At 65.2% G+C, this 26,436-nt stretch carries 25 protein-coding genes; 9 read left to right on the forward strand and 16 right to left on the reverse strand.

Translation table 11 applies throughout. The features are described from left to right. Positions 1-29: 29 nt before the first annotated feature. From DAAJ005_RS08765 to DAAJ005_RS08780, 4 genes are all read left to right on the forward strand, one after another. A complete protein-coding gene (locus DAAJ005_RS08765) occupies positions 30-1,595 on the forward strand; it encodes a DUF4127 family protein (protein ID WP_151846781.1) in 1,566 nt (521 codons plus the stop codon). A gap of 34 nt (positions 1,596-1,629) precedes the next feature. Then, positions 1,630-1,980 carry a hypothetical protein gene (locus DAAJ005_RS08770; RefSeq protein ID WP_151846782.1) on the forward strand — a complete coding sequence of 117 codons (351 nt, stop codon included), beginning with the start codon at positions 1,630-1,632 and terminating at the stop codon, positions 1,978-1,980. Between the two features lie 49 nt (positions 1,981-2,029). Then, positions 2,030-2,419, forward strand: a complete 390-nt coding sequence (locus DAAJ005_RS08775; protein WP_151846783.1) for a hypothetical protein — start codon at positions 2,030-2,032, stop codon at positions 2,417-2,419. Positions 2,420-2,561: 142 nt separating this feature from the next. Then, complete coding sequence (locus DAAJ005_RS08780; protein ID WP_151846784.1) at positions 2,562-4,139, forward strand: L-glutamate gamma-semialdehyde dehydrogenase; 1,578 nt, start codon at positions 2,562-2,564, stop codon at positions 4,137-4,139. Positions 4,140-4,330: 191 nt separating this feature from the next. On the opposite strand, the gene DAAJ005_RS08785 is transcribed toward DAAJ005_RS08780, so the two are convergent. Then, entirely contained in the window at positions 4,331-4,609 is a 279-nt protein-coding gene (locus tag DAAJ005_RS08785) for a cold-shock protein (protein WP_029476324.1), read from the reverse strand. A 356-nt stretch (positions 4,610-4,965) separates the two neighbouring features. Here DAAJ005_RS08785 and DAAJ005_RS08790 point away from each other — a divergent pair, with 356 nt between their 5' ends. Further along, positions 4,966-5,478: a gamma carbonic anhydrase family protein gene (locus DAAJ005_RS08790; RefSeq protein ID WP_151846785.1), complete on the forward strand. Its 513-nt coding sequence runs from the start codon at positions 4,966-4,968 to the stop codon at positions 5,476-5,478. 150 nt (positions 5,479-5,628) lie between these two features. Continuing rightward, positions 5,629-6,729 carry a hypothetical protein gene (locus DAAJ005_RS08795; protein WP_226342651.1) on the forward strand — a complete coding sequence of 367 codons (1,101 nt, stop codon included), beginning with the start codon at positions 5,629-5,631 and terminating at the stop codon, positions 6,727-6,729. Between the two features lie 59 nt (positions 6,730-6,788). Here DAAJ005_RS08795 and DAAJ005_RS08800 read toward each other — a convergent pair whose 3' ends face one another. The 4 genes from DAAJ005_RS08800 to DAAJ005_RS08815 form a co-directional block, all read right to left on the reverse strand. Next, positions 6,789-7,670: an SDR family oxidoreductase gene (locus DAAJ005_RS08800; protein ID WP_226342652.1), complete on the reverse strand. Its 882-nt coding sequence runs from the start codon at positions 7,668-7,670 to the stop codon at positions 6,789-6,791. 311 nt (positions 7,671-7,981) lie between these two features. After that, a complete protein-coding gene (gene recG / locus DAAJ005_RS08805) occupies positions 7,982-10,327 on the reverse strand; it encodes an ATP-dependent DNA helicase RecG (protein WP_151846786.1) in 2,346 nt (781 codons plus the stop codon). Between the two features lie 106 nt (positions 10,328-10,433). After that, on the reverse strand, positions 10,434-11,318 hold the full coding sequence (locus tag DAAJ005_RS08810; protein ID WP_226342653.1) for a phosphotransferase family protein: 885 nt from the start codon (positions 11,316-11,318) through the stop codon (positions 10,434-10,436). A 129-nt stretch (positions 11,319-11,447) separates the two neighbouring features. Continuing rightward, entirely contained in the window at positions 11,448-12,521 is a 1,074-nt protein-coding gene (locus tag DAAJ005_RS08815) for an HD-GYP domain-containing protein (RefSeq protein ID WP_226342654.1), read from the reverse strand. Between the two features lie 481 nt (positions 12,522-13,002). Here DAAJ005_RS08815 and DAAJ005_RS08820 point away from each other — a divergent pair, with 481 nt between their 5' ends. Then, entirely contained in the window at positions 13,003-14,283 is a 1,281-nt protein-coding gene (locus DAAJ005_RS08820; protein ID WP_151846788.1) for an RsmB/NOP family class I SAM-dependent RNA methyltransferase, read from the forward strand. 8 nt (positions 14,284-14,291) lie between these two features. Further along, positions 14,292-14,960: a hypothetical protein gene (locus tag DAAJ005_RS08825; RefSeq protein WP_151846789.1), complete on the forward strand. Its 669-nt coding sequence runs from the start codon at positions 14,292-14,294 to the stop codon at positions 14,958-14,960. 65 nt (positions 14,961-15,025) lie between these two features. On the opposite strand, the gene deoD is transcribed toward DAAJ005_RS08825, so the two are convergent. The 7 genes from deoD to gluQRS all read right to left on the reverse strand — a co-directional run bounded on the left by deoD (position 15,026) and on the right by gluQRS (position 22,885). Continuing rightward, entirely contained in the window at positions 15,026-15,736 is a 711-nt protein-coding gene (gene deoD, locus DAAJ005_RS08830; protein WP_151846790.1) for a purine-nucleoside phosphorylase, read from the reverse strand. Between the two features lie 29 nt (positions 15,737-15,765). Continuing rightward, entirely contained in the window at positions 15,766-16,944 is a 1,179-nt protein-coding gene (locus DAAJ005_RS08835; protein WP_151846791.1) for an alanine--tRNA ligase-related protein, read from the reverse strand. Continuing rightward, a complete protein-coding gene (locus DAAJ005_RS08840; protein ID WP_151846792.1) occupies positions 16,941-17,939 on the reverse strand; it encodes a thioredoxin domain-containing protein in 999 nt (332 codons plus the stop codon). The genes DAAJ005_RS08835 and DAAJ005_RS08840 overlap by 4 nt, the downstream gene beginning before the upstream one ends. Before the next feature lie 59 nt (positions 17,940-17,998). After that, entirely contained in the window at positions 17,999-19,792 is a 1,794-nt protein-coding gene (locus DAAJ005_RS08845) for a diguanylate cyclase (RefSeq protein WP_151846793.1), read from the reverse strand. Between the two features lie 62 nt (positions 19,793-19,854). Further along, positions 19,855-20,655: a tryptophan synthase subunit alpha gene (gene trpA, locus DAAJ005_RS08850; RefSeq protein WP_151846794.1), complete on the reverse strand. Its 801-nt coding sequence runs from the start codon at positions 20,653-20,655 to the stop codon at positions 19,855-19,857. Beyond that, positions 20,652-21,914, reverse strand: a complete 1,263-nt coding sequence (trpB, locus tag DAAJ005_RS08855) for a tryptophan synthase subunit beta (protein ID WP_151846795.1) — start codon at positions 21,912-21,914, stop codon at positions 20,652-20,654. The genes trpA and trpB overlap by 4 nt, the downstream gene beginning before the upstream one ends. A gap of 56 nt (positions 21,915-21,970) precedes the next feature. Further along, complete coding sequence (gene gluQRS, locus DAAJ005_RS08860) at positions 21,971-22,885, reverse strand: tRNA glutamyl-Q(34) synthetase GluQRS (protein WP_151846796.1); 915 nt, start codon at positions 22,883-22,885, stop codon at positions 21,971-21,973. Positions 22,886-22,942: 57 nt separating this feature from the next. On the opposite strand from gluQRS, the gene DAAJ005_RS08865 reads away from it, so the two are divergent. Next, entirely contained in the window at positions 22,943-23,695 is a 753-nt protein-coding gene (locus DAAJ005_RS08865; protein WP_151846797.1) for a TSUP family transporter, read from the forward strand. Between the two features lie 404 nt (positions 23,696-24,099). Here DAAJ005_RS08865 and dtd read toward each other — a convergent pair whose 3' ends face one another. The 4 genes from dtd to DAAJ005_RS08885 all read right to left on the reverse strand — a co-directional run bounded on the left by dtd (position 24,100) and on the right by DAAJ005_RS08885 (position 26,113). Then, the gene (dtd, locus tag DAAJ005_RS08870; protein WP_151846798.1) at positions 24,100-24,540 is read right to left on the reverse strand and encodes a D-aminoacyl-tRNA deacylase; all 441 of its coding nucleotides are present in this window, start codon (positions 24,538-24,540) and stop codon (positions 24,100-24,102) included. After that, complete coding sequence (locus DAAJ005_RS08875; RefSeq protein ID WP_192930907.1) at positions 24,540-24,827, reverse strand: DUF1844 domain-containing protein; 288 nt, start codon at positions 24,825-24,827, stop codon at positions 24,540-24,542. Before DAAJ005_RS08875 ends, dtd begins: the two co-directional genes overlap by 1 nt. A 184-nt stretch (positions 24,828-25,011) precedes the next feature. Beyond that, positions 25,012-25,683 carry a uracil-DNA glycosylase gene (locus DAAJ005_RS08880; RefSeq protein ID WP_151846800.1) on the reverse strand — a complete coding sequence of 224 codons (672 nt, stop codon included), beginning with the start codon at positions 25,681-25,683 and terminating at the stop codon, positions 25,012-25,014. 13 nt (positions 25,684-25,696) lie between these two features. Continuing rightward, a complete protein-coding gene (locus DAAJ005_RS08885) occupies positions 25,697-26,113 on the reverse strand; it encodes a hypothetical protein (protein ID WP_151846801.1) in 417 nt (138 codons plus the stop codon). Between the last annotated feature and the right edge of the window lie 323 nt (positions 26,114-26,436).

The following is a 26,436-nucleotide window of genomic DNA, read 5'->3' on the forward strand; positions in this document are numbered from 1 at the left end:
CCCCGCCCTGTGAATTACGCTGAGGGCCGATGCTTCCTCCATCCGACAAGCCGCCCACGGTGCTGCTGATTCCGCCCGACACCCGCCCGCAGACGCTGGAGCTGCCCGCGCAACTTGCCAGGATGACCGGGGCCGCTGTGCGCGTGCCGCCCGCTGAGGCGTTGCCAGATTTCTTCACGCCTGGAAATACGGATCTTCTCAAACACTGGCTATTGAAGGAGGCAGATCAGGCCGATATCCTGATCGTCTGTCTGGAAACCCTGTGTCTGGGCGGCATGATTCCGGCGCGGCGCGTGTCTGACCCACTGGAGATAGTGCTGGAGCGGCTGGCCGTGCTGGCCGAGGTCAAGCGGCGCGAGCCAGACCTCCAGATTTACGCCTTCGGGGTGATCGTGCGGGTGGCCCACGACAACGATCCGCACGAGGAGAAACCGTATTACGGCCAGTGGGGGCGCGAATTACGGGCCTACAGCGCGGCATTTGACCGTCACGCCCGCCACGGCGTAGCAGATGCTGAAGCGTTGGAAGTCGCCCGCGCTGCCCTGCCTGCCGACATTCTGGCCGATTGGACCGGGACCCGCGAACGCAACCGCGCCCTGCATCTGGCCGCGCTGGACCTGCTCTCAGCGGGTGTGCTGAGTCATCTGTGCCTGACACTGGACGACACGACGCCGTATGGACTGGCCGCCTATGACCGCAGAATGCTGGAGGCGCGGGCCGACGAGCTGGACGTGTGGCCGCGTTTGGACATCTACCCCGGCGCAGATGAGGTGCCGTGCGCGCTGCTGGCACGGGCGCTGGCCCCGGCAACGGCGCGCGTGTGGGTGCGCTACAGCGGTCTGGGCGGCGCGGGCGCGGAGATGATCTACGAGGACCGTCCCGCCGGGGAACTGGTCCGCGCCCACCTGCGGGCTGCGGGCTGCGGGCTGGCCGACACGCCAGATGAGGCGGACTTTGTGCTGGCGGTCAACACCCCTGGACTGCGGCAGGCCAACCGGCAACCGGATTTCGCCACGGTGGACACGCCTCACCGTCACCTCCCCGCCTTCGTGGACGCGCTGCGGGCCGATCTGGAGGCCGGATACGCGGTCTCGCTGGCCGACATCGCCTATCCCAACGGGGCCGAGCGGCGCCTGTGGACCTTGATCCAGGGGCTGCCACTGGCAGAACTGGCAGGCTTCAGCGCCTGGAACACGGCGGGCAACACGCTGGGAACGGCCATCGCCTTCGGCAAACTCGCGGCGCTGGGAACGGACCGGGCGGCCCACGCCGAAGCACTGTTCGCGCGGATGGTGGACGACACGCTGTATCAATCCTTTGCCCGGTCAGAGGTGCGGGAGCGGCTGAGCAATCCCAGCCCCTTCGATCTGGGCGAGCAGCGGGAAGCGGCAGAGGCCCACCTGCGCGAGATCATCACGCCGCGCATTGAGGCGCTGTGGCAGCGGCATTTCTCCGAGCTTGGGCTGGAGCTGGAAGTGGGCGCGGCGCGTCTGGCGTGGCCCCGGCTCTTCACGGGCGTCTTTCCGCTGAAGGCTAAAGTGTCCGCCATCGAGAGACACGGGCCACCCCCGGCGGGCGATGGGCCATTTGTATGATGCGTAGCAGACCCTCGTGTGTAACTTTGGGGCCATGAGTGACCGTCTGGCCCTTCCCACTGCCGCTGCCCTGGCCTTCCTGACACTGGCCCTGTGGCTGTACCTGCTGCTGTTCGGGGCGGCGGGGGTGCAGGTGGCCAACCGCAGCGGCGCGGTGATCGGCGGTCTGACGGTCTGCCAGAGCGGCGGCGACTGCCTGCACCGCGAACACCTGTGGCCCCACCAGACCTGGCGTGTCCCGCTGGAACGGGCGCAGACGGGTCAGGTCAAACTGACCGTGCAGGAGGCGGGCGGCCAGCGCCAGTCGGCTTCCCACTCGCCAAAGACCACCGGAAGCCGCCCGTCGTTCGTGGTGGGTCAGGGCGGACGCATCGAAGTGCAGTGAGTTTGAGATGTCATGAGGCTGGTCCTCGTCCGTGGAGCACAATAGCCCCGTGACCGAGTCCCGCCCCCGCAAACCCCTTTTCACCGCTGGCTCAATCCTGCGCAAACGGCCCCCGGCCACCCCGGCCCGGCTGGCGGTGGGCGCGGTGTTGTTCGGGCTGTGCGCGCTAGGGGCGTGGCTGACTATTCCCCGCCCGGATGTGCGCGTGATCAATGCCAGCGGCCAGATCGTGACCGTCTCAGTCCAGAGTGACGGGGCGGCAGCGACGCGGCAACTGGGCGTGGACCGCGTCTGGGCCGTCGAGCAGGATTTCGCGCCGGGGACACTACGATTTCAGGTCAAGCTGCCGGATCGGCCCGAGGTCAGCACAGCCCTTGCCTCGCCCACCCTGCCCCTGCGCGTGGCGATTGCGGAGGATGGACGGATCGCGCCCCGCTAGCCGACTTTGCATTCGCCAGGTCTGCTCTTAAGAACGCCCATCTCGCAGCAGCCCGTCTCGACTGGATCGCAGCGCCTGAAAAAGCTGCCCTGTCCGTTCTGACGGGCGTGTTAGCCTCTGCCTCAAGCACAAGGAGGCACAGATGACGGACAGTCTTGCAGGCGGGTTTCTGCCTTTCGGGCACGAACCCTATTTCGACTTCACTCAGCCGGACGTGGCGGATTTGCAGCGTGCGGCGTTTCAGCAGGTGCGCGAGAAGTACGTCGGGCAATCCTTTCCCCTGTACATCGGCGGCCAGCAGGTAGAGGGCAGCGAGACCTTCGGGGTCCGCAACCCCGCCGACACGCGCGAGACCGTGTGGCACTTCCCGAAAGCCACGCCACAGCAACTGGAGGAGGCCATCGCCGCCGCGAAAACAGCCTTTGAGAGCTGGCGCTGCAGCGATCCGCTCCAGCGCGCCACCATCTTCAAACGGGCGGGGGAACTGTTGCGGGCGCGGCGCATGGAATTCAACGCGGTCATGACGTTGGAAAACGGCAAGAACTGGCCCGAGGCCGACGGCGAGGTGGCCGAATCGGTGGATCATTTCGAGGTTTTTGCCCGCGAAACCCTGCGCTGGGCGGCGGGCAAGCCGGTCTACCCGATGCCCGACGAGCATGTCACCACCGTCTATGAACCGATTGGCGTGGTGGCCTGCATCAGCCCCTGGAACTTTCCCAGCGCGATTCCGCTGGGCATGGCGCTGGGCGCGATCGCGGCGGGCAACACCGTGATCTGGAAACCCGCCAGTGAAACGCCCCTGAGCAGCCTGCTGATGGTGGAACTGCTGTACGAGGCCGGACTGCCCCGAGGCGTGATCCAGTTTCTGACCGGCACCGACGACGTGCTGGGCGATCCGCTGGTGGACCACAAGGACATCCGTATGGTGGCCTTTACCGGCAGCCGCGAGATCGGGTGCCGCATTTTTGAGCGTGCCGCGAAGGTGCAGCCCGGCCAGAAATGGCTCAAGCGCGTGATGGCCGAGATGGGCGGTAAGGACCCCACGGTGGTCTGCGCCGACGCCGATCTGGAGGCCGCTGCCTTGGGCATCGTGCAAAGTACCTTCGGCTACGCAGGCCAGAAATGCAGCGCGTGCAGCCGCGTGATCGCCGAGGAAAGCGTGTACGACGAGCTGCTGGAGAGGGTCACTAAACTGGCGACGGAAATCAAGATTGGTCTACCCGAAGAGAATTCGCCACTCGGCCCCGTAATAAGCGCGGGCAGTGCTGAGCGCATCATGAAGTACGTGGAAAGCGGCAAGAAGACAGCCCGGCTGGTGCTGGGCGGTGAGCGGGCAGATGTGGGCGAACGCGAGGGCGGTTACGTGCAACCAACGATCTTTGCGGACGTGGACAGCACCGATCCCCTCTTTCAGGAGGAAATCTTCGGCCCGGTCCTAGCCTTCTCTAAGGCGCGCGACTGGCGGCACGCCATCGAACTGGCGAACGACAGCGATTACGGCCTGACCGCCGCCTTCTACAGCCGCGATCCGTACAAGCTGGCCGAGGCGCGCAAGTTGATGCAGGTGGGCAACCTGTACCTGAACCGCAAATGCACCGGGGCGCTGAGCGGCACCCACGCCTTCGGCGGCTACGGCATGAGCGGCACCAACGCCAAGGTTGGCGGCCCCGATTACCTATTCTGGTTCCTGCAAACGAAGACGATAGCCCAGCGCTACTGATCTTGAACCGGGAGGGCAGGCGTCGGCAGCGGCGTCTGCTCTTTTCATCGCCCTGAATGGATAGCCCCTCGGAACAGGCTGGTAAGGACAGAAGATGCGCAATCTTTCCAGCCCCCGCACACGAAAAGCGGACGCCCGAGAGCGCCCGCAAGAGAAAGAGAAGTTGGAGTCCTGATCAAAAGATCAGGGATTTACCAGCGGCTGCCGCCACCCCGGTTTCCGCCGCCCATGCCGCCGTTGCCGCCCATAGGGGCAGGTGCAGCGTTGGTCACGACGACGTTCTTGGCCTGTGGGCCTTTGTTGCCCTGACCAGCTTCGACTTCGAATTCCACTTCGTCGCCTTCGTTGAGCTTGCGGAAACCGCCGCTCTGAATGGCGCTGTAGTGCACGAACACATCGGGGTTACCTGGATGCTCGATGAAACCGTAGCCTTTCTCAACGTTAAACCACTTTACTCGTCCTTGAGCCATAAATCTCCTTACATCTCCAAGTCCGCCGCCCGGTAAGCCGCCCTCTGGGCTGCAACCGCAAAATGGCGCGGGGCTTGAGACCGCTGTAGTATCGCACGTTCTGCCCCTTAAATGTAGAACCATGAAGATGCGGAGGGAATGCTCTGGCGCTCAGCCAGCTTTCAGGCGCGTCCCAGACATGTTTTTGAACCGGGTTCAAGGAGGGCCGTATCAGAACAAGCTGCTTTGATAGGCCCTGTCTATGCATTCGCTGGAAGAGGACGTGGGGAGACAGGGTGATACCTTGAACGCAGAACCATTCCAATCTGCCGGGTGTGGGGCCAGGACGGTTCACTGGTCCGGTCCCGGAGGAATATATGCCGCTTTACGCTCTCGATAAACTCTTTCCCCAGGTTGACGCCACCGCTTTTATTGCGCCCAGCGCCGATCTGATCGGACGGGTGACCGTTGACTCGCAGGCCAGCGTGTGGTTTGGCGCAGTCCTGCGCGGCGATCTGGAGGCCATCACGGTGGGGCCGGGCAGCAACGTGCAGGACGGCGCAGTGCTGCACACGGACGCCGGGCATCCCTGCGTGCTGGGGCCGGGCGTCACGGTGGGCCACCGGGCCATCGTCCACGGCGCAGTGTGCGGGGCGGGCAGTCTGGTGGGCATGGGCGCAGTGATGCTCAGCGGCTCCAGCCTCGGTGCGGGGGCCGTGCTGGGCGCAGGCGCGCTGCTGCCGGAAGGCGCACACGTCCCAGACGGTATGCTGGCGCTGGGCGTTCCCGCCCGTGTGGTGCGCCCCGTTTCCCAGGGCGAACACGCCCTCCGTTACGTTCAGAATGCGGCCCGCTACAATGGACACCTTCAGATGATTCGCCCCAGATGATTCGCCAGAATGTCCAGGGCAGCGTGGCAGTTTCTCAAGAGGATCAGACCGAAGTTCTCCCGTCCGGCGAATAGTTCGTGGAGAGTCAACCCCCAACAAATCAGGCGTAGCCAAGCGCCCCAAAGCCCCGAAGGAACTGGTGGAGCATCCGTGACCGACGATCCCAATTCACCCCAGAAGCCGAAACGCCCAGCAATACAGCGCCCGGAAACTCTACGCGCGGAAACACAGCGCAAGCCCGCGCAGGTGCCCCTGGAGCCTGTCCAGCCTGAGCCAGAACAGGCCGCGGCCTCCCTGGAACCGGCAGCGCCCCGCGCCTCGACGATCCGGGTCACCCCTTCGCCGCAGGCCATGTCGCCCCAGCCCGCCGCTGCCCCGGAAGCTCAGGCGCAGAACTTGTCTGCCCCGCAGGACCCCGCAGCGCAAATGTCTGCTGTACAGATGTCCACTCCACAGCCCCCAAGTGCGCCCGCCGAGGAACTGGCTGAACTGGTCCCGGAACTGACACCCATGTTCCCCGGCGCGTCCCCATTTCTGGCGCGGTTCCTGCCGCACTCGCCCCCCACCTATGCCGGGTTGAATGAGAGTTTCTGCGATCTGCACGCCTTTCTTAAATACCTGCACGAGCATTCCTGGTATGGCTACCTGTATGCCGTACTGGGCGATCAGACCGCCTACGTGTTGCTGTTCGAGGGCCGCACCGTCACCGCTGCCGCCGCGAGCGCCACCGGAGAGCAGGCGCTGGGCGAGCTGCTCAACCTGTACGAACAGGGCGCGTCGCTGAGTGCCCACCCACTGAGTCCAGTCTATGCCCACGTCCTGAGCGGTATCGGTTCGCGGGCCTGGAAGTTCAATCTGACTGAGGACTTTACTGGTCTACACGCCCGGCCCACCGGCGCAATCTTCTACGCGCGCGGCGAGATCGTGGCGACGCTGCCCGCCACCCTGCCCTACGAAGGTGCGTTTCCGGCCCCGCTGCGCCCGCAGACGCTGATCCTGCCGCGCAGTCTGGCGGGCTGGGCGCACCACCATTACAACCTGACCCTGCGGGGCCGCGACGGCATGAACGCCATCACCGACGTGTATCAGGTGTTCAGAAACGAATACGGCGTGACAGGTCTGGCGTTTATCAAGGCATTGGGCGAGAAGCTGACCCCCGCCGAGTACGCCATGCGCTCGGACGCTGCGCTGCACGATCTGGAACCGATGGTCCACAGCTTTCTGAAAACTGGGTACATCCGCGAGGTCTAGCCCTGAACGTGTAAAGAGCGGGGCAAGGAGATCAATCCTTGCCCCGCTTGCTGTTCTGATTAGTGGGCAGGCTGCTGACCGCGCGACTGTGACCCTGGGGCAAGCTGCGACGCGCCGCCCACGTCCTCCTCGCTGAGCATCCATAGCCTGTACGCCGCTCCGTCGTCCAGTGCCTGCGCGGCGGGCAGCGTCTCGCGCGACTCCACGAAGTAGCGGCCCGACACCAGGATCTGGTCCGCCGCCAGATGAATGCTGGTCTGCGCGCCCTGCTGCGGCGAAAGGCCCAGGCGGCTGCCCAGGGAGAACAGCGGATTGTCCTGCCCAAAGCCAGTGGAGACGAAACCGGGGTGCAGCGTGTTCGCCTGGAGCCAGGGATTGCGCCGCGCCAGTTCGCGCGTGAACAGAATGTTGGCCAGTTTGCTCTGACCGTAGGCGGCCCAGCCACTGTAGCCGCGCCGGAATTCTGGGTCGTCGAAACGAATGCGGCCCATCGCGTGCGCGCCCGAGGACACGGTAACCACCCTGGGGGTGTCTCCTGCCCGCAGCATCGGCAACAACTCCCGCGTCAGCAGGAAGGGAGCGAGGTGGTTGAGTGCCCAGGTCAGCTCCACACCTTCGCGGCTTTCCTGACGCTTCGTGTAGAAAGCCCCGGCGTTGTTGACCAGCACGTCCAGGCGGCCCACGCGGTCCCGGAATTCGGCGGCCACCTGCCGCACCTGGCTCGATTCGGCAAGGTCTGCGATCAGCGTTCCAGCGGCCCCGATTTCGGCGGCCACCCGCGCCGTCTTCTCCGGGTTGCGGCCCAGCACCGTCACCGCAGCCCCCCGCCGCGCCAGCTCCCGCGCGGTTTCCAGCCCAATGCCGCCCGTCGCGCCCGTGACCAGCACGGACCTTCCCTGCATGCTCTGTGTGTTGCCTCCAGCCGTAGTGCGCGGTGTCATCGGTCCAGCATACGGGGCAGGCGCGGGCGCAACAGGGTGTGTGGACGCCAGATCAAGGCCAGCCACCAGAGGACAAAAAGAAAGGACCCGATCCTTTTTCGATCCGGTCCCTCGGCGCTGTGGACTTCACCCGGCCCACCTTTAAGTTGTGCGCTGTGATGACAGAGTAAACGATTTCCCATCACAGCGTTGTCACCACCTGATGAGAGGCGGCAAAACTTCTCTTGGGAAGAGGCAAAGATGATGAGAAGGCCAGAAAAAAAACAGGCTGGCCTCCTGTCCATTTTCTGTCAGGAGTGGTTTTTACAAGCTCAGATCACCTCACGGTAAGCCACGCTCTCGCTGCGGTTCTGCAACTCGCTGCGCAGGTATTGCAACCGGGGATGCTCCAGCCGGGGATCGTTTGCCAGGATGTGCTTGGCGAGTTCGCGGGCACGCTCGATGACCTCCGTATCATTCGCCAGATCGGCCAGCCGCAGATCGGGGATGCCGCTCTGGCGGGTGCCGCGCAACTCGCCGGGACCGCGCAGTTTCAGGTCCGCCTCCGCGATCACGAAGCCGTCAGTGGACCCCTCGATGATCTTGAGGCGTTTGCGGGTCTTCTGGCTGTGTTCCCCGGCGATCAGCACACAGTAACTCTGCTGGTGTCCGCGCCCCACCCGCCCGCGCAACTGGTGAAGCTGCGCCAACCCGAAGCGTTCGGCGTTCTCAATCACCATGACCGTGGCATTCGGCACGTCTACCCCCACCTCGATCACCGTCGTCGAAACGAGAATGTCGAACTCGTGGGCACGGAAGCGTTCCATCACGTAGTCCTTCTCGGCAGCGCTCATTCGCCCGTGCAACAGATCAATTCTGGCTTCGGGAAGGATGACCTTGAGGTCCTCGGCCAGTTGGGTGGCGGCCAGCAGTTCCAGCGTGTCGCTTTCCTCAATCAGGGCCGTGACCACGAACGCCTGCTGGCCCTCGCGGATCTGCTTCATCACGAAACCGTACGCCTGGACGCGGTGGGTGTCCTGCAAGAGCTTGGTTTCAATCGGGGTGCGCCCCGGCGGCAATTCGTCGATGATGCTCAGTTCCAGATCGCCGTAAGCGGTCAAGGCGAGGCTGCGCGGAATGGGCGTGGCCGACATCACCAGCACGTCTGGGCGGCTGGCCAGCAGCTTGCGCCGCTGCTGCACGCCGAAGCGGTGTTCCTCATCCACCACGGCCAGACCCAGGTTATCGAAGCGCACGTTCTCCTGAATCAGGGCCTGGGTGCCCACCACCACGTCCACCTCGCCCTGGGCAATGCGGGTATGCATTTCCAGCTTGTCCTTGGGGGTCATCGCGCCGATCAGCAGGCCCACTCGCACGTCCAGTTGCCCCAGGTAGCCGCGCAGATTGGTGTAATGCTGGCGGGCCAGAATCTCGGTGGGGGCCATCAGCGCACCTTGGTAACCGTCACGCACCGCCAGATACAGGGCGCAGGCGGCCACCGCCGTCTTGCCCGATCCCACGTCGCCCTGAATCAGCCGGGCCATCTGCTGATCGCCGCGCATGTCGTCGGTGATTTCCAGCAGCACGCGGCGCTGGGCATTCGTGAAGCGGAAAGGCAGCGCGGCCTCGAAGCGGTTGATGTCGTCCCCGGTGGCCTGGAAGCGCTTGCCCTGCAACACCGAATCCTCACCCTGAAGCAGCATCCGCAATTCCAGGAACAGGTACTCGTCGAAGCGCAGGCGGGAGGTGGCCCGGCTTAAATGCGCCTCGTCGCTCGGAAAGTGCTGGCCCCACAGCGCGTCGGCCAGATCGGTGATGCCGTATTTCTTACGCCAGTGGACGGGCAGATAATCGTCCAGCGGCGCAGCCCCCAGCGCCCGGAAGGCCGCGCGGCGCAGGAACTCCTGCGAGATGCCGTCCTTGGCGTCGTACACGCCCACGATCCGCCCGGTGCTGAGGCTGTCCTGGGCATTGTCCAGAGTCTCCAGATGCTCCACACCCAGTTGCACGCTGCGGCCAAACTTCTTGACGCGCCCGGTCAGCACCAGCGCTGCGCCCTCGCGCAGTTGTTTTTCTACCCACGGCTGGTTGAACCACGTCGCCTTGACCCTCCCGCCCGAGGGCGTTTCCAGCGTCACATCAATGACCAGCATGCCAGGGCGCGGGCTGCGGCGCGACTTGGCCACCACCCGGCCCTCCACGGTGACCTTCTGGCCTTCCTCCACGTCCGACAGGTCCGGCAGCGCGCGGCGGTCCTCGTGGCGGTGCGGGTAGGCATGCAACACGTCGCGCAGGGTGTGCAGGCCCAGCGTCTGCAATTTGCGCGCTCCGCCGGGGCCAGTGTCCAGACGTGCCAGAGGGGCGTCGATGGGCAGGCGTTCGCCGGGAGCGGCAGTAGGGACGGCCTGCCTGGCGACAGGGCGAGGAGTGCGGGCAGGTTTGGCTTTCTCCCCATCCGAGAGGGCCGCCAGCGCCGTTTTCAGAACCTCCTCGCGCTCGCCCACGCTCAGTTCGCCGTAGCCGCCCAGCACTTCCCGGATTTTGGGAAAGGGGTTGCCCAGCGGCGAGGCCAGCAATTTGTCCACGCCCCCGGCCACCACGCGGTTCTGACACCCGGCGGCCAGTTCGGCAGCCAGGGGCCGCCTCAACCGTTCGCGCAGTTCTGCCACCGTTGCCATGCTTCCTCACCCCCTAGTTCCATCTTTCGGGCCGCAGGCTAGCAGAGGCACGGGCGAACGTCCGTGACGCGCTTCGCGGTGAGGCAGAAGCACACCGAGGCTCAGCTCAGCCTTGTTCCGGCAGCCGGGCCAGCGCATGCCGGGCGCGGGCCACCTTGAATTCCTTCTGGGTGTCAAATTCGTAAGGTTCGTTCATCAGAAACCAGTACAGGTCATGCAGGGTGGTCAGGGCAAGATAGGCGCGGTAGCGGGTCAGGGTGGCGGGGGCGCGGTCCGGCAGGAAACTCAGGGCCGCTTCCAGACTGCGCCCGGCCCCCAGCAGGTCCAGCGTGCCGGTCTTGAGCAGGGCCAGATCACGCAGGGGATCGTCCCAGTCGGCCCGCGTCCAGTCGATCAGCAACACTTCCTCCGCCTGACCCGCGCCGTCCTGAGCGGAACGCGCCGCATCTGGAGCGTCCGTGATCAGGATGTTGTCGTGCCACATGTCCAGGTGGCAGAAAACGGCTTTCTGATCCAGCAGCCCGCGCTCTAGCGGCAGCTCCACCGCCCCGAACAGGTCCGAGAGCGGATAGGCGGCCAGGGCGCTGCGGAAGCGCATCAGGCGCTCGCGGACCCTGTCCAGATCGACGCGTCCCCCCTGCTGGCTGTGCAGCGTGGCCACGATCTGGCGCAGGTGGGGCAGGGCGCGCGGCACGTCGGCGGCAGCCAGGGGATGGCCCGCGAAACGGCGCATGATCAGCGCCTCTACCCCGTCGGCCTCGGTGACGCCCAGCAGCCAGCCGCCCATGCCCGCCTGGAGCATATTCCGGGCCTCGGTGCGGTGCTGGCCTTTACGGTTGCGGTAGACCTTGACCACTGCCGCGCCGTCCTGGGTGGTGTACACGCGGCTCTGCATCCCCGAATCCATCGGCGTCAGGGGGCCGTAGCGGGCCTCCAGTTCCGGGAAGTGCTGGGGCCGCGCCGTGCCGGAAGGGGTGGAACGCAGGGTCACGCCCGTCTCACCGGAGCGGCCCGGCCCTGAACACACGGATTCCAGATACACAGAGTCCAGCTACGCAAATTTCAGACACACAGATTCCAGGCGCGCAGATTCTGGACAGACAGGCCCGGGCCAGACCGTTCATTTTGCAGGCGGCTCGGCGCTGACCTTTTCCATCAGACCGACCAGCCGGGGATCCAGCCCCTTACCCGCCTGACCGCGCAGCCGTTCGGGATCGCCCAGCCGCACGTAGGCGTTGGCGACGGCCAGAATGCGGGCGTACAGCGGAATGTCCTCTCCAGTCAGCTTGTCGGGTTCGCCCTGACCGTCCCAGCGCTCGTGGTGGTGGCGCACGGCCTTCTGTGCTTGTGCCAGATGCGGCACGCCATGCAGGAAATTCGCACCGACCTGCGGGTGGCCCTTCTCGCCGTGGATCTTGCCCAGATCGTGCAGGGTGGCGGCGAACCACAGCTCGTCCAGTTCGCGGTCCGCCAGACCCACGGCGCGGCCCAACTTCACGCTGGCCTCGGCGACAGCCTGGGCGTGCCCCAGCCCATCGAACTCCTGGCTCTCGAAGGCTTCCACCACCGCGCTGCTGACCTGCCGCGCGGTCAGTTTCCATTCCTCGCGGCTTTCCAGCAGCCCCAGCAGCGGCGCAATGGCGGTGGCCCAGCGTGTGATCAGTTCCTGCGCGGCCGTCCCGATGTCCTCCGACGAATTGCGGTCCAGCACCAGCGCGCCCAGATTGCGCCCCCGGTCATTGACGGGCACCACCAGCGACAGCGCCACGTCCCGCATCCCACAGGTGTCCAGAATGCCGTGCAACTCCGGCGGGTTGGCTGCGTACAGTTGGCCCGAGCCGTCATTCAGCACCCGCGTGCGCAGGGTGGCCCAGGGGCCAGACAGCGGCGTGCCGACCAGCGCCTTGGGGTAGCCGAACACCGCCGCCACCCGGTCCTGTGCAGACCTGTCCGGTGCGGCCCGGTCCTGGCCCTGCGAACGGTGCGTCACGGCGTAGCCGCGCAGGTTGCCGCCCAGCAGAAAGCTGGCGTGGCTCAGCGCGCCCTCCAGCACGCCTTCATGGGTGGGCCGCGCCAGCAGATCGTTTAGCACGCGCACGGCCTCCATATCGCCCGCAGGAGCGCTGGGAGAGGGAACGCGCGCCTCGGCGGACGCGAGCGGGGGCGGCTGGGGGGGGCGGGGGCGTCGGAACACGGTGAGGGCAGTATAGCCGCGTCTCAGGAAAAGGGGAGTGAAACATCTGCCTGACGGAACAGACCAGGCCATATCAGGTCAGCAATTTAGAAGGGATGCTGTGGGACACGGAATTTCTCTTTCCCGGATTCGCTGGGGGGAGGGGGGGGGTATTCAAACCGTCCGACAAACGAGAGTGATGCTGCGCGCGCTCCCCGAGCATCCACTGCACCCTCTCTCTGCCCGGCCATACGCCACCCGGCCTACCCACACTGCGACTTTCGGCGGATGCGCGGGCAGAGGCAGCGGCGCAGACTGACATCACTTTCGGGCGGGGCCTTCCACACAGCGGAGAGCATCGACAACCCGCCCGCAAAGTTGCTGGCCCTGCCGTCCGAGTGAAGATGGCAGGGCTGTTTTGCATGTGGCGTTTCCATGTGGGCGGCCCGAATCCCGAATCCCACTCCCTTAACCCCCGCCGCAGACCGTATGCTGGCGCTGAATGACGTTTACCCCCCGGCCCAGACCCGAAACCTTCAACCCCGCCCGCGAGCTGGCCGTGCGGGTGCTGCTGCGCGTGGTGGCGGGCGAAAGCTTTGCTGCACCTGCGCTGGACGCCGCCCTCCAGCAGGCCCGTCTGCCGGGCCGCGATTCGGGGCTGGCGACGCACATCGTCTACGGCACGCTGCGCCATTTTCCCAGCCTGGACACCGCGCTGACCCCCATGCTGACCGGGGACACCCACCCCAAGGTCCGCACGCTGCTGCTGGCTGGGGCCTTCGAGAAGCTGTACCTGGAGACGCCGCCACATGCGGTGGTCAGCGAGTACGTGAATCTGGCACGCGGCGCACGGCTGGCCCCGCCGGGACTGGTGAACGCCGTGTTGCGGCGCATTGAGGCCCCCGCGCCATCGGAGGTAACGCGCACCGAACTGCCCGGCTGGCTGGCCGACATCTACCGCACGGTGTATGGCGAGGATGCCGACGCCATCTTCGCCGATCTACTGACCCCACAACCACTCTGGCTGAGCGTGTCCGACGCGGGCTTCAAGTCTCTGGAAACTGAGGGGAGCCGCATGCAGCCCGGCCCCCAGGGGACAGACCGCGTGGAGCTGTCGCGTCCCCTGCGCGAGACCGAGGCCTTCGCGCGCGGCTGGGCGCAGCCGATCAACCCCGCGAGTCTGGCCTGCGTGGACGCGCTGGGAGATGTGGATGGTCAGCGTGTCCTCGATCTGGCGGGCGGCGCGGGCATCAAGGCCGCCATGCTGGCCGCGCGCGGCGCGCAGGTGACCAGCGTGGACCTGCTGCCGCGCAAGCACGAGCAGGCCAGTGCCAACCTGGAACGCCTGGGCCTGAAGGCCGAATTCCTGACCCACGATCTGACCCGGCCCATTGACCTGCCGCCCGCCGCCCATGTGCTGCTGGACGCCCCCTGCACCGGCAGCGGCACCCTGCGCAGCCACCCTGAGATCAAACTGCGGCTGACCCCGGAAGCTGTTGAAGGCATGGCGGCATTGCAGGCGCGGATGCTGCCCAACGCTGCCGCGCTGGTGGCTCCGGGCGGCACGCTGGTCTACTCGGTCTGCTCGGTCACGCCGCAGGAGGGGCCAGGGGTGGTGGCCGATTTTCTGGCCGCGCATCCCGAATTCGTGGCCGAGGACGTGCCCGAGGTGGAGGTGCCACATGTTCCTGCCGGAGACGGCCTGCTGACCGTGCCAGAGGGCGGGATCGACGGCTTTTTCATTGCCCGCCTGCGTAGACGCGCCGATTCTTCCATCGGCTAAGCTGTGCCATGAATCCCGCGCGCTGGCTGCTGCCTGTTCTGCTGACCCTGAGCATTTCCGCCCATGCCCAGACCGCGCCGAACTGTGCGCTGGCAAATCTTCTGGACGACGGCTCATATGCCACGCTGGCCGTCGGGCAGTGGAATGAGGTAGATCAGGACGCCGCCGACTTCGACTGGGCCGAGTGCCGCGCAGCACGGTTAAAAAAGGAACTTACTGCCTTCCCCAAGCTCAGCGCCCGTATTGATGGCCTGCGTCAGCAGTACCGCGATATGCGGGCGCTGGAGGGCCAACTGGCGGGCATCCGCGCCGGGGGCGGCACGCTGTATAGCCACGCCGTTCCGCGCATGTACCCTTACCTAGAAGATCAGTTGCAGAGCCTGTCCGCCCTGGCCCGCAGCTCACTGGGCGCGCAGACGGGGCAGCTCTACGGCCAGAGGATCGCGCAGGCCACTGCCGAACACATCGCGTATATCACCACTCTGCGTGCTTACAAGCCCGGTCCAGACGAGGACTATGGCCTGTACAACCCCCAGGAATGGACGGCGGCAGTGGACCGCTACGAGGCGCTGGGCCGCGCCATCATATCCACGCTGGGCAGCCGCAATGACGCGGCCACGGCGCTGGGCTACAGCATTCTGGACAACACGACGTTTGGGGCCAGCGACACGAATTGAACTGCAAATGAAGGAGCCAGTTGGAAGGTCGATTCTTCCGACTGGCTCCCACAGCGTCACTGAACTTATTTCAGGTCTAGAGCTGCGTCCAGCGCCACCTCGATCATCTGATCGAAGGTCTGCTGGCGTTCTTCAGAGGTGGTGACCTCATGCGTGACCAGATGATCGCTGATGGTCAGGATGGTCAGCGCCTTGACGCCGTGCTTGGCAGCCAGGGTGTACAGCCCGGCGGCCTCCATCTCCACGGCCAGAATGCCGTAGTCGGCCCAGATCTTGTACTGGTCAAAATCGTCGTGGTAGAAGGTGTCGCTGCTCATGATGTTGCCGACGTGGGTGGTGAATCCGCGTTCCTGGGCGATCTGGTAGGCGCGCATCAGCAACCCGAAGTCTGCAATGGGGGCGAAGGTCTTTTCGCCAAAGCGGATGCGGTTGATGTTGCTGTCGGTACTCGCGGCCTGTGCCAGCACGATGTCGCGCACATGCACGTTTTCCTGATAGCTGCCTGCCGTGCCGACGCGGACCAGATTCTTGCAACCGTAGTCGGTGATCAGTTCGCTGACGTAGATCATCGAGCTGGCAATGCCCATGCCTGTTCCCTGCACGCTGACGCGCTGGCCCTTGTAAGTACCCGTAAAGCCCAGCATGCCGCGCACATTGTTGTGCTGGACGGGGTTTTCAAAGAAAGTATCGGCGATGTGCTTGGCGCGCAGCGGGTCGCCGGGGAGAAGCACGGTTTCGGCGATCTGGCCTTTTTCGGCGTTGAGGTGAATGCTCATGGGGACACAGGTTAGCAGGGTCAGGAGGTTTAGGTGGAGGTCAGCCCCGCCCGAACAGCGGCCAGAAATCCCCCTGGCTCCAGCGTGCTGCCCTGGGCCAGTTCGGGCCGCCCACCCCCCTTGCCCCCGGTAACGGCCAGTGCCGCCCGCAGCAGTTCACCCGCATGAACTCCAGTCCGTGCGCTGGCAATGCCGCAGCGTCCGTCTTCCGCCAGAGCCACGCGCACCTCTCCGGCGGGAAGGTCGCCCAGAACGGGGACGAGCAGAGACGGGTCATCCAGCTCCAGCCAGCGCAGACCCTGGGCGTCGGGCGACGTGGCCTCCACCAGGACGCGGGCCAATTTTCCCCTCAGCCCCACAGCGTCCACTTTCGAGTCCGTGAGGTCCGTCCGTAGCGCCTCCACCCGCTCCGTCAACCGCTCCACGGGCACGCTGAAGGCCTGGGCCAATGCGCGGGAATCACGGTAGATACCGCCCAGATACACGCTGGCCTCCTCACCCGCCATGAAGACCACGCGGGTCACGCCGCCCCGGATGCGCTCGGTTCGCAGCACCACCATCGGGGCCGCCAGACTGGCCTGTGGAACGTGCGTGCCGCCGCAGGCGCTGACGTCGAAGGGCTGGCCGTCCTCGCCTTTGAAGATCACCAGACGCACCTGCCCGCGCACTTTCGTTTCGCGGCGCAGCGGGTAATTTACCAACTCCGCTTCAGAAACGGTGGGCGTGTCCAGGGTCAGGGTTTGGCGGGCCAGCGTTTCCCGCAGCAGCGTCTCGGCGGCGCGCACGTCGGTCTCTGTGGGATCGCCGCGTAAATCGAGGGTGCATTCGGGATGGGTCATGTTGACCGCGTCCACGGCAAAGGCCGGGTTGATCCGCACGAAGCACTGCGCCAGCAGATGTTCGCCGCTGTGCCGCGCCATGTGCCTCCAGCGCCGCGCGGCGTCCACCTCGCCCATGATCTGCGTGCCAGGTGCCGGCGGGGTGCCCTCCAGTCTGTGCCAGATCAGGCCCGTCCCCTTGTCCTTGCGGGTATCGACAACGCCCGCCTCGACCCCGTCCCAGCGCAGCATTCCGTGATCGGCGCTCTGCCCGCCGCCTGCCGGGTAAAAGGCGGTGGCGTCCAGCGCGACTTCCGAATCACTGACGGCCTGAACGCTGGCCGTAAAAGACAATGCTGCCGAGTCCTGATGGTAAAGAGGCCGGGTCAAGGCTTCATGCCTTCCACTGCGCGGGTGTACTTGATCAGTTGCAGCAGGGCCGCCGCGTCGTAGGGGTCCGCGGCCTTGTAGGGGCCGACAAACACGCTGGGCGTGCCGTTCAGGCCCAGTCGCCGGGCTTCAGCCAGTCCGGCGTCCACCGCCGCCTTGCCGCCGCGCGTGGACAGGCAGGTTTTGAAGGTGTCGGCCTTCAGCCGCGTGTCTGCGGCCAGGGCGATGAAGACCGGGGCCGGATCTTTCCCTGCCAGCCACGACTGATCGCGGAACAGAGCGTCCTTGTAGGCCCAGAATTTGCCCTGCTGGGCCGCACACTCGCTGGCCTCGGCGGCGGGGCGGGCGAATGGATGGATGGATTCGAGGGGAAACTGATGGAATTCCACGCGCACATCGTCGGGTAGGGCACGCAGCAGGGCGGGCAGGGTCTGGCTCTCGAACTGGCGGCAGTAAGGACACTGGAAATCGCTGTAGACGCGCAGCACCACGTCACTCTTTCCAGCCTTCCGGGCAGGCAGGGCGTTGGTGGTGGGCGCGAACGTTCCGGCAGCCACACGGTCCAGACTCAGGTTCACAGTCAATAGTTTGCCCTCGGTTTTCAGGCCGATGGTGAAGGGGTCTGCGCCGATGGTCAGGCCCGCTGGCAATTGCCCCACCACGGCATCCCGCTTCAAAAATTCCAGCATCGGCCCAGCCAGCCCGCTGCCGAAGCCGCTCAGCACCCCCGTCAGTTCTGCTGCCCGCGCTGCCGCCCCATCCGAATTCGCCACGATGATCTTCGCGGCGCTCAGGTAGCCACCTTTGCTTTGAAGCACCGCGCTGGAGCCGTCTGCAAAGGTCAGCACGCCCGACGCACCCTGCTTTGCAGTCGCCAGGGCCGGACTTTTCAGAAACGGGGCGAGAGGCTGGCCCACCTGCGCTCCGGCGCTGCCCAGAATGCCTCCCAGCAATAGCGAGGCCAGCAACGTTGAAGACTTGATTTGAACGGTCATGCCGACATGGTAGGGGACACAGGCGGAAGACATTCAGTCCAGGCGGATCAAGCGCTCGTTCAGGCGGGCGACAGGGTCAGCCACGCTTCGGGATTCAGCGGCTGTGACGCCACCACGCGGTTGCGGCCCTGGCGTTTGGCGCTGTACAGGGCCTCGTCGGCAGCGCGGACCAGCGCGCCAGGGGTGGACAGCGGTGCAACGTACCCGGCCACGCCCAGCGACACCGTAAGCTGCCCCAGCGAGATGCCCGCATGGGTCAGGGTCCAGCCCGCGATCTCGGCGCGCAGGCGTTCGGCCAGGGCGGTGGCCGCCGCCAGATCGTAACCGGGCAGCAGCAGCGAGAATTCCTCGCCGCCGGGCCGGGCCGGGGTGCTGCCGGGGGGGGCCAGATCACGCAGCAGGGCGCTCAGGCGCACCAGGGCAGCGTCCCCGGCGTCGTGACCAAAGGTGTCATTCAGGCGCTTGAAATGATCCACGTCCAGCGCGATCAACGACAAGGGCTGACCGCTGGCGGTGGCGTGGGCGGTCTGGGTGTCTAGCTCGTCTTCCAGGCGGCGGCGGTTGAACAGGCCAGTCAGCGGATCGCGGATGGTCTGCTGAAGCAGGCGGTCTTGCAACCTCAGCCCTGCCAGTGCCAGCGACACCTGCCGCACGATGCCGGGCAACAGGGCGAGCAGATCGGCGGGCAACTCCGCGCCCTCTGTCCCCGGACGCAGCCGCATGATGCCTAGCGTCTCACCGTGCGAGAACAGCGGCATGCAGGTATAGGTGCCCCCTGGGCCGCCCAGGCAGGCCGGGGCCAGCCGGTCTGCCCCAGGCGTCACGGCCTCGCCCCGGCGCAGCGCCCAGCAGCCGTCCGGCGGGGTGGCTGCTCCTGTCTCGCCGCCCCAGACTGCCAGCGGCAGAAGCAGATTGCGCGAGGCGTTGTGCTGGAGCAGCGTGCCACGCGTGCCAGGGAGCAGTTCTGGCAGGGCGCATTCCAGAATCCGCGCGCCTTCTTCCAGACTGCGGGCGGCCTGCATCCAGTCTCCAAATTCGCCCAGGCGGCGCATCCACTCGTTGCGGGCGGCCAGGGTCTCGGCGTGGGTCCGGGCCAGCCCCTGCGCCAGTTCCAGCCCCCCACTCATATGGTTGAAAGCCCCCGACAGCGTCTGGATCTCGGTGGGGCCACGCGTTTCCACCCGCACCCCGGTCTCGCCGTCAGTCAGGCGCTGGGCGGCGGTGGTGAAACGGCCAAAACTGCCAGAGATTCTCTGCGCGCTGACCAGCGTGGCGATGATGCTGGCCAGTAGCGCAACGCCCGCCACCCCGTACAGCGTCAGCCGCAGCCGCCGCAACTGCGCCGAGGCCGCCGTGTCTAAGGCCACGAGCTGCTCGGTCTGCCCTGAGCGGTAGGTTTGGACCTCAGCGCGGATCGCGTCCAGAATCTTCTTGCCTGCCCCCGTCCTGACCAGGGCGCCCGCCTCGGCCTCGCTGCGCTGGCGGGCGGCGATCTCAGGCAGGGCCACCTCGGTCTGCCAGCGGTCAATCAGGGTACGGACGCGGCCCAGGTGCTGGCTCCCGCCGCCTGCCCGGTTCAGTGCGGCCAGTTCGGTGGGCAAGGCGGCGCGGGCGGCCTCATAGGGTGCCAGAAACTCTGGCTGCCCGGCGATGATATAGCCCCGCAAACCCGTTTCCAGATCCACCACATGCTGCATGACCTGACCGATATCCATCAGGCTGGCGCGGGTCTGGGCCGCCTGTTCAGTGGCCTGCACGCGGGCGTCCAGTGTCCCCGAGAGCAGCACGAAGGCGGCCACCAGCAAGATCCAGAAAGGAAGCTGGGACAGCAGAAGCAGGCGGCGCAGGGTCATTCTGCCGCCCACTTTAAAAAGGTGGAACGTGCGGTGTTCTTACAGCCTCAGAAGATTGAGACTCAGCGCACGCAGCCGTCTGCCAGACTCTTTGCCAGCGCTGGCACATCATGGCCCTCGCGCACCGCGTTGATGAAGGCGCTGCCCACCACCACGCCGTCAGCCAGATTCGCGACCTGATGCGCGGTCTGCGCGTCCTTGACGCCGAAGCCCACGGCAATCGGGACATCGGTGTGCTGGCGGGCCAGTTCCAGCATGGCGGGAACCTCGCCCAGCGCCGTGCCTTCTCGCGCTCCAGTCACTCCGGTCACGCTGACGGCGTACAGAAAGCCGGTGCAGGCTTCGGCCACCAGCTTGATGCGCTCCGGCGTGCTGGTGGGCGCGATCAGAAAGGTGACGGCAATGCCGTGTTCGGCGGCCAGATCAGCGATTTCCAGGTCCTGGTCCGGGGGCAGGTCCGGGAGGATTAACCCGTCCACCCCAGCCTCCTGTGCCAGCTCCATGAATTTGCGTGGGCCGACGGCATAGATGGGGTTCACGTAGGTCATGATCACGATGGGCTTGTCGTGCCGGGTCCGCAGCTCTTTGACCAGTTCGATGGTGCGGCGCGTGCTGGTGCCGTCTGCCAGCGCCTGTTCACTGGCCCGCTGGATGGTGGGGCCGTCGCCCAGCGGATCGCTGTAGGGCAGCCCCACTTCCAGCAGATCGGCGCGGGCCAGCAGATCGTCGGCCAGCGCGGGAAAGGCGGCGGCACTGGGATACCCGGCGGTCATGAAGGGAATGAAGGCGGCGCGGCCCTCTGACTTCGCTTTCTCGAAGGCGGCACGGATGCGGGCCACACCCTTAGACTGAACAGCGGTCATGCCAGAACCTCCTGACGCTCAGTATTCTTGGGCAGGTCCTCCGCTTTCGCCAGCAGACGCATCACCTCGGCCACATCCTTGTCGCCGCGCCCGGACAGGTTGATCACGATGATCTGATCCGGGGACATGGTGGGGGCCAACTGGACGGCATGATAGATGGCGTGCGCGCTTTCCAATGCAGGAATGATGCCTTCCAGACGGGTGAGCAGTTGCAAGCCTTCCATCGCCTGCGCGTCGGTCACGGGCACGTACTCGGCCACGCCCGTCTCGCTGTACAGGCAGTGTTCGGGGCCAATGCCAGGGTAATCCAGGCCCGCGCTGATGCTGTGCGGCGGGGTGATCTGGCCCTCGTGGTCATGCAGCAGGTACATCATCGCGCCGTGCAGTACGCCGACCCGGCCCCCGGCCACGGAGGCGGCGTGGCGGCCCGTCTCCACACCCTCGCCCGCCGCCTCGGTGCCGATCAGGCGCGGGCGCTGGTCTTCGGGCAGATACGCATATGGCGCGAAGATGCCGATGGCGTTGCTGCCGCCACCCACGCAGGCGATGATGACGTCGGGCACTTCGCGGCCCTCCAGTTCCTTGAGCTGCCACTTGGTTTCCTCGCCGATCACCGACTGGAAATCGCGTACCATCGCCGGGTACGGGTGCGGTCCCACCACGCTGCCCAGGATGTAGAAGGTGTCGCGCACATTGGTCACCCAGTCGCGGATGGCCTCGTTGGTGGCGTCCTTGAGGGTGCCAGTGCCACTGGTCACGGGAATAACCTCCGCGCCCAGCAGCTTCATGCGGAACACGTTCAGTTCCTGGCGGCGAATGTCCTCCTCGCCCATGTAGACCACACAGTCCAGGCCCAGCAGGGCGGCGGCGGTGGCACTGGCGACGCCGTGCTGCCCCGCCCCGGTCTCGGCGATCACGCGCTTCTTGCCCATCCGCACGGCCAGCAGCGCCTGCGCCAGACAGTTGTTGATCTTGTGCGCCCCGGTGTAGTTCTGGTCCTCGCGCTTCAGGTAAATCTTCGCGCCGCCCGCGTGTTCGGTCAGGCGGGCGGCCAGATACAGCCCGCTGGGACGGCCCACGAAATCGCGCAGCAGACGTTCCAGTTCGTTTAAAAAGGCTGGATCGGTCTTGGCCTCGCGGTAGGCGGCTTCCAGGGTGTCCAGGGCGGGAATCAGGGTTTCGGGAACGTAGCGCCCGCCGAAGCGGCCAAAGCGCCCGCGCTCGTCCGGCTGTGGATAGCTGGGGAGAGTCAAGGTCATGCCATCAGCGTAGGATTCTGCCAACGGGACAATGACGAGAAACTTAGACAACCTGTCTAAGTTTGTGACAACGATTTCATTGGGTGAAAAAGACCAGTCTCGTAACACAGGGGGATCAGGTCCATAGCCGAAATCTCGTCTGGAACAGCGTTAAAGGGTAGCCAGCCCAGGCTCCGCACCAGCTCAGAGAGGACTTTTCCCGGCGATTCACCCGCTTCGCGCAGGGCCATCAGGGGGGGCGCACCGTCCCGTTTAGCCAGACGCTCTCCCCGGAAGTCAGTCATCAGCGGGACGTGGAAATAACGCGGCGTGGGAAATCCTAAATCCCCCTGCAAGGCCACCTGACGCGGCGTGGCCGTCCACAGATCCGTGCCGCGCAGAATGTCGGTTACACCCATGTCTGCGTCGTCCACCACCACGGCGAAGTGATAGGCAAATACACCATCATTGCGCTGCAATACGAAGTCGCCCACCTCTGAACCGAGATGCTGACACAGGGTTTCGCTCGTCAGATCGTCAGAAACACAGACTGTCCGGTCCGGCACATGCCAACGCTGGGCTGCGGGACGGTCAGGATCACTTCCAGAGCGGCAAATGCCCGGATAGATGTCCTCCTCCCCGTGCGGCGCTCCGGCGCTGGCCTGGATGGCAGCGGCGATTTCCTTGCGGCTACAGGTGCAGGGGTAAGTGTCCAGACGATTTAGAGCCTCGGCGTACAGTCCCAGCCGCCCCGATTGCCGGTATTCGGCGTCCCAGTCCAGGCCCAGCCACTCCAGATCGCGGCGGGTGGTGTCGTAGGCCCAGTTCCGCATTCGGCCTGAATCCAGATCTTCAAAACGCAAGATGTGGCGGCCTCCGTGGGCGCGGGTATGCAGCCACGCCAGCAGCGCCGTGCGGGCGTTGCCCAGGTGCATGGCCCCGGTGGGACTGGGAGCGAAGCGGCCCACCATCGGCTGATCCACCACGTTCATGTGGGGGAGGCTAGCAGGATTGTTGGCGGAACCCTTACAACTGCTACAGTCCTCTTCGTGCCCGGTCCTGAAGTCCTCCTCTACGGCCTCCCACTGGCCTTTCTGGCCGGATTTATAGACGCGGTGGCAGGGGGCGGCGGCACCATCACGCTGCCCACACTGTTTTTCATGGGGCTTTCGCCCGCGCAGGTGGTGGCCACCAACAAACTACTCGCCATCTTTGGTTCGGCCAGTTCAACCTTCCAGTACTGGCGCAGGGGGCATGTGGAGATCGCGTTGATCGTGCGTCTGCTGCCGTTTGCTGTGGTGGGCAGCGCGCTGGGCGCGTATCTGGTGCATTTCGTCAACCCGGACGCCTTCCGCACCCTGATCGGCGTGGTCATTTTAGGTGTGGGCGCACTGGTGCTGGTCAACAAGCGCTTTGGCCTGGAGGACCATTACCCCGGCCTGACCGCCCGCACGCTGGCCATCACACTGCCCGGCGCATTCATCATCGGCATCTACGACGGCTTCCTCGGCCCCGGCACTGGCACGTTTCTAATGTTCCTGTTCGCGCTGGCGGGCTTCAATCTGGTGGGCGCAAGTGGCAATGCGCGGGCCATCAATTTCGCCACCAACCTGGGAGCGTTCATCTTCTTTTTCATCGGCGGAAAGATGGTGTTCTGGATCGGTCTGCCGATGGGCGTCGCCAATGCACTGGGCGCAACGCTGGGCGCACGCATGGCGATGTTGCGCGGTAGCACCTTCGTGAAGTGGATTTACGGCGGCATCGTGCTGGTGGTGGCGGCGCGGCTGTTTCTGGGGAATTGATAGACTGTCTGGAAAGTACATCACAGAGCGTGGAGGGGTAGGAATCTGGCCTGAAAAAATGCCGAGAATGCCCTGGTGCCCGAGTGATCTGAGCGAGGCAGACTGGGCAGTTGCCGAGCCGCTCGTCCCAGCCTCCTGTTTGGGTTGACGTCCAGCTACGTACCGCCGCTGCGACATTCTGAACGCCATCATCCATGTCACATGTGGCGATGTGTCCTGGCCAATGCTGTCATTGATTGTCCCCGCTGGAAAACGGTCTACGATTATTGCCGAATCTGGAAGCACGAGGGCATGTCTGAGCGTATCAACGACGCGCTCCACGTCTGGCAAATGTTGTTCTCATTCTCGCTTTACTCTGATGTTTATCGTTTTTCCAAACGATTCAATCGGAGTCTGTATTACTATTACTCCAACTCCAGCGTGATCGTCACCGGGCCGTCATTGCTCAGGTCGATGACCATGTGTTCGCCGAAACGGCCCTCGCCTACCGTCAGGCCCAGGGCGCGTAGGGCGGCATTGAATGCACCGTACAGCTCGCGGGCGTGTTCAGGCGGGGCCGCGCCGGTAAAGCTGGGGCGGTTGCCTGCGCGGGTGTCGGCGTACAGCGTGAACTGGCTGATGCTCAGGATGCCGCCGCCTGTGTCCACTACGCTGCGGTTCATCTTGCCCGCGTCGTCGCCGAAGATTCGCAATTTGGCTATCTTGGCCGCCAGCGCCCGCGCAGTCTGTGTTGTGTCGCTCGGCGCGACGCCCAGCAGGACCATCAATCCCGGTCCGGTCTTTCCAGTGACCTCACCCTCCACGGTGCAGGTGGCGTGGTTCACGCGCTGAATGACGACTCTCACTAGTTGTCCTGCGGACTGGCATTGTGTGAACTGGTATTGAGCCGTTCACGCAGGCTGGACACGGCTTCAGTCAGCAGGTCGGCCTCAGCAAAATCGAGGTTGCCACGCGTCTTCTCGGCCAGCATGGTCAGCAGCTTTAAACTGCGTTCGGCGGTCTGGCGGGCGCGGCCCTCCTGCAACAACCCGTCGCGGGCGGCGCTGGCTGTGGCGGCGTTCAGATCGCCCAGCGCGGCCTCGGCGGTGGCCTGGAGAGAATTGACGAGTCCGACGAATTCAGGATGGGGCATGGGCGTCAGTGTACGGGGCGGGGGAGGGCCGGGCGTCCTCCAGGATTTCAATTCTGGAATGGACATGCGGCGGTATGGCCACTTTCACGCAGGTCAGGACCACAATCAGGTCCTTGCGTCAGCCACATCATCTGACGCCGATCAACCCAGAGTGACGCTCACCCACGCAGCAGGGGCCAGAACTTCAGAACAGCCCCGGCTGACCGTCCATCTCCGGCGGCGTGATCTGTGCCAGTTCCCCCGGCTCCTTATCGCCGCGCAGCACGGCGGCCACCTCGCGGATGTCACGCCAGGTCAGCGCCTTTGGACTGCCGGGAGTGCGGGCGGCATTTCGCAGCAGGTAGGCGGGGTGAAACATCGGCATCAGCAGCGCCTCATACGTCCCGCCCTCTCCGTCGCTGTGCGTGAATCCGAACCACTGGCCACGCAGGCTGGCGACGCCACGCGTGGTCTTCAGCAGGTGCTGGGTTGCGGTGTTGCCCAGGCTCAGGAGGATGCGTGGGCGCAGAAATGACAGTTGGGCGTCCAGCCATAGCGCTGTGCAGGTCTCGATCTCATCGGGCCTGGGGGTGCGGTTGCCGGGCGGGCGGCAGCGGACGGTGTTGGTCAGGTACGCCTCATCCCGTGCGATCCCCGCCGAGGCCAGGATGCGGTCCAGCAGTTCTCCACCCTGGCCCACGAAGGGGCGGCGAAGGCGGTCCTCCTCGCGCCCCGGTCCCTCGCCGACGATCACCAGCCGGGCAGAGGGATCGCCCTCGGCCACCACAACCCCTGTGCAGCCGGGGCGCAGGCGGCAGGCGACGCAGCCGGTACTCCGCAGCTCAAGCGCCCCAAGCGCGGCCCGGCGTGAAGTCATCCGGCGGTCAGCGTCAGCTTCCAGCGGCAACTTCTTCAGGTATTTCTCCGGGTGATAGAGCTTCAGGGGCGGTCAGCTTGGGGCGGCGGCTGCGGGCCTCGCGGCGGGTTTTGGGGTCCAGGCCCACCAGCAGAAAGAAGTTCTCCAGCGCGTTCTCGCGGCCTTTCAGATCGGGATATTCGTTCTCGGGCGTGCCTGTGGAAAAAGGAATGGTCTGATACAGCTCTAGGGCATGCGTAATCACGTCGTCCGGCGCGTGCTTCTCGGCGTAGGTGCCCAGCGCCACATAGACCTCGCGGCGGCATTCGGCGTGTTTCAAGAAGGCGTCCGGCCACGGCGTCTCGGGGGCGCGCAGCATGTCCTGGCGGGCAATCCGGCGGTAGTGCTTCAGACCTTGCAGGAGCTGATCGGTGGTCATGGGTTCCTTCATCGGTCCTCCAGATCGGGCGGTTGGGCGGTGGGCAATCGGGCGGTGGTGGCCTGGGCCAAGTATAGGAGGCTGATCCTCCAGAAGTCCTCCGGTCTGTGTGGGTATCATCCTGGATCGGACCTGAAACCGGTCTCAGCGAACACACTTTTGGCACATGAGCAAAATGAGAGCGTGATAAATCGTGCAAAAGGGGTTCAGGCTGTGACTGTCAGCACTTTTGCTGCCCCTCCGAACATGAGCTGAAATCTGAGAAGCTTGAGCCAGACGCTGGATTCCCGCCTCATGTGTCTCTGGTCCGAACGCATAAACAACGTATAGGCGCA

This window comes from Deinococcus sp. AJ005 (genome assembly GCF_009017495.1).
In the GTDB taxonomy this organism is placed as follows: domain Bacteria; phylum Deinococcota; class Deinococci; order Deinococcales; family Deinococcaceae; genus Deinococcus.

Bases quoted from the DNA above. Each gene is read 5' to 3' on its own strand.
- DAAJ005_RS08885 (WP_151846801.1), bottom strand. From the start codon at position 26,113: ATGAAGGAACCCATGACCACCGATCAGCTCCTGCAAGGTCTGAAGCAC.
- trpB (WP_151846795.1), bottom strand. From the start codon at position 21,914: ATGACCTTGACTCTCCCCAGCTATCCACAGCCGGACGAGCGCGGGCGC.
- trpA (WP_151846794.1), bottom strand. From the start codon at position 20,655: ATGACCGCTGTTCAGTCTAAGGGTGTGGCCCGCATCCGTGCCGCCTTC.
- DAAJ005_RS08880 (WP_151846800.1), bottom strand. From the start codon at position 25,683: ATGACTTCACGCCGGGCCGCGCTTGGGGCGCTTGAGCTGCGGAGTACC.
- DAAJ005_RS08765 (WP_151846781.1), top strand. From the start codon at position 30: ATGCTTCCTCCATCCGACAAGCCGCCCACGGTGCTGCTGATTCCGCCC.
- DAAJ005_RS08825 (WP_151846789.1), top strand. From the start codon at position 14,292: ATGAATCCCGCGCGCTGGCTGCTGCCTGTTCTGCTGACCCTGAGCATT.
- DAAJ005_RS08770 (WP_151846782.1), top strand. From the start codon at position 1,630: ATGAGTGACCGTCTGGCCCTTCCCACTGCCGCTGCCCTGGCCTTCCTG.
- DAAJ005_RS08790 (WP_151846785.1), top strand. From the start codon at position 4,966: ATGCCGCTTTACGCTCTCGATAAACTCTTTCCCCAGGTTGACGCCACC.
- gluQRS (WP_151846796.1), bottom strand. From the start codon at position 22,885: ATGAACGTGGTGGATCAGCCGATGGTGGGCCGCTTCGCTCCCAGTCCC.
- DAAJ005_RS08840 (WP_151846792.1), bottom strand. From the start codon at position 17,939: ATGACCGTTCAAATCAAGTCTTCAACGTTGCTGGCCTCGCTATTGCTG.
- DAAJ005_RS08845 (WP_151846793.1), bottom strand. From the start codon at position 19,792: ATGACCCTGCGCCGCCTGCTTCTGCTGTCCCAGCTTCCTTTCTGGATC.
- recG (WP_151846786.1), bottom strand. From the start codon at position 10,327: ATGGCAACGGTGGCAGAACTGCGCGAACGGTTGAGGCGGCCCCTGGCT.
- DAAJ005_RS08780 (WP_151846784.1), top strand. From the start codon at position 2,562: ATGACGGACAGTCTTGCAGGCGGGTTTCTGCCTTTCGGGCACGAACCC.
- DAAJ005_RS08800 (WP_226342652.1), bottom strand. From the start codon at position 7,670: ATGACACCGCGCACTACGGCTGGAGGCAACACACAGAGCATGCAGGGA.
- DAAJ005_RS08785 (WP_029476324.1), bottom strand. From the start codon at position 4,609: ATGGCTCAAGGACGAGTAAAGTGGTTTAACGTTGAGAAAGGCTACGGT.
- DAAJ005_RS08820 (WP_151846788.1), top strand. From the start codon at position 13,003: ATGACGTTTACCCCCCGGCCCAGACCCGAAACCTTCAACCCCGCCCGC.
- deoD (WP_151846790.1), bottom strand. From the start codon at position 15,736: ATGAGCATTCACCTCAACGCCGAAAAAGGCCAGATCGCCGAAACCGTG.
- DAAJ005_RS08875 (WP_192930907.1), bottom strand. From the start codon at position 24,827: ATGCCCCATCCTGAATTCGTCGGACTCGTCAATTCTCTCCAGGCCACC.